The sequence below is a fragment of the Aeromonas sp. QDB18 genome (genome assembly GCF_027705325.1).
Taxonomy (GTDB): Bacteria; Pseudomonadota; Gammaproteobacteria; order Enterobacterales; family Aeromonadaceae; genus Aeromonas; species Aeromonas caviae.
This window is the reverse complement of sequence record NZ_JAPDBQ010000272.1, coordinates 1-1,629: the sequence shown is the minus strand read 5'-3', so window position 1 is coordinate 1,629 and position 1,629 is coordinate 1. Positions and strand designations below refer to the sequence as shown.

Annotated in this window: 1 protein-coding gene; it reads left to right on the top strand. The window is 46.1% G+C overall.

The window, feature by feature from the left end:
- Nucleotides 1–143 precede the first annotated feature (143 nt).
- On the top strand, nucleotides 144–1,310 hold the full coding sequence (locus OKC30_RS20785; protein ID WP_270666896.1) for a restriction endonuclease subunit S: 1,167 nt from the start codon (nucleotides 144–146) through the stop codon (nucleotides 1,308–1,310).
- Nucleotides 1,311–1,629 lie beyond the last annotated feature (319 nt).

Genomic DNA, 1,629 nt, shown 5'->3' with positions numbered 1-1,629 from the left:
CAGCGAAAATCGATACAGAACAGGACCTTAGAAGGAATTTCAAATGAAGTGTTTTCTTAAGGTCCTGTATATGAGAAAACTTTACATCTTTTATTTCATATGGGTTTACAAACCCAATGCCGACTACAGTAAGTGGTCCATTTATGATCACTGCAAGGGATATATCTAATGGTAAAATTCAGTATGGAGATGCAAGAGCAACCAGTGCTGAGGCATTTGACAAATATCTAACACCCAAAAGTAAACCTAAAAAAAGTGATTTGCTTCTTACCAAAGATGGTACGTTGGGGCGATTGGCACTTGTTGATGATGAGCTAATATGCATTAACCAGTCTGTTGCAATATTACGACCAAATGAACGGGTTAGCCCTGATTTTTTTAAGTCATTATTAGAGAGTCCTTTTTATCAAGGAAGAATGATAGACGATGCTGGTGGTTCAACTATAAAGCACATCTACATCACTATTGTTAATAAGATGCTTTTAGGTATGCCAAGCAATAAGGCAGAACAAACCGCCATTGCCAATGTGCTGTCGGATAGCGATGCGCTGATTGGGGCGCTGGAGCAGTTGATCGCCAAGAAGCAGGCCATCAAGAGCGCCACCATGCAGCAACTGCTGACTGGCCGCACCCGCCTGCCCGCCTTCGCCCTGCGTCCCGATGGTACCCCAAAAGGCTATAAACCCAGCGAACTGGGAGAAATCCCGGAGGATTGGGAAGCAAAAAAAATGGGGGGGGTCGCTCAGATTCAAAGAGGAGCATCTCCTAGACCCATAGATAGCCCCGTCTGGTTTGATAGAAATTCATCTGTTGGATGGTTGCGTATTTCTGATGTGACGAAAACGGTTAAATATCTTTTTGATACGACTCAGAGTTTATCTGAAATGGGGGTGGCTCACAGTCGTTTTGTTTCAAGCAATAATCTTGTTATGAGTATTTGTGCCACAGTTGGAAAACCTATTATCACCAAGAAAGATCTATGTATTCATGATGGATTTGTTGTATTTCACGGGTTAACTGTCAATCAAGATTATATGTATTATGTTCTGAAAGATCTTGAGGATGAGTGGGGTAAGCAGGGGCAGACCGGATCACAGATGAATTTAAATACAGATTTGATTAATGGGACTCTAATTGCGTTACCTCGAGAAATAGAAGAACAAACCGCCATTGCCACTATTTTGTCCGATATGGATAACGAGCTGCAGGCGCTGACCCAAAAACTGGAGAAGGCCCGCGCCTTGAAGCAAGGCATGATGCAGCAACTGCTGACCGGCAAAATCCGCCTGCCGCTGACGGCGGGGGCATAGACGGGGAGCATGAGTGCAGCCCAACCAGATGACCGCCTCTGCCGCGAGCCTGGCCACCGGAGCCACCCAGCGCCGGATTTGCTTGACTGTTGCGTGACTGGGGCGTTGTTAATTGGCGCGATAGATGTTTATCTATCTGAAAAGAAAGAGATACTTTTACTGTGAGTTGCTTGATGGCGTGCACAGCGGTCACCCGCATACGAAAAGCGGGTGGGGTCATCGTTGGCGTGTTTATCAAGCGCTGGGTATCGCAGGAGCTAGCCACCCATGGCCTATGACTATAGCCAGAGCCTGAATCCGCAGAAGGCGCTGATATTCC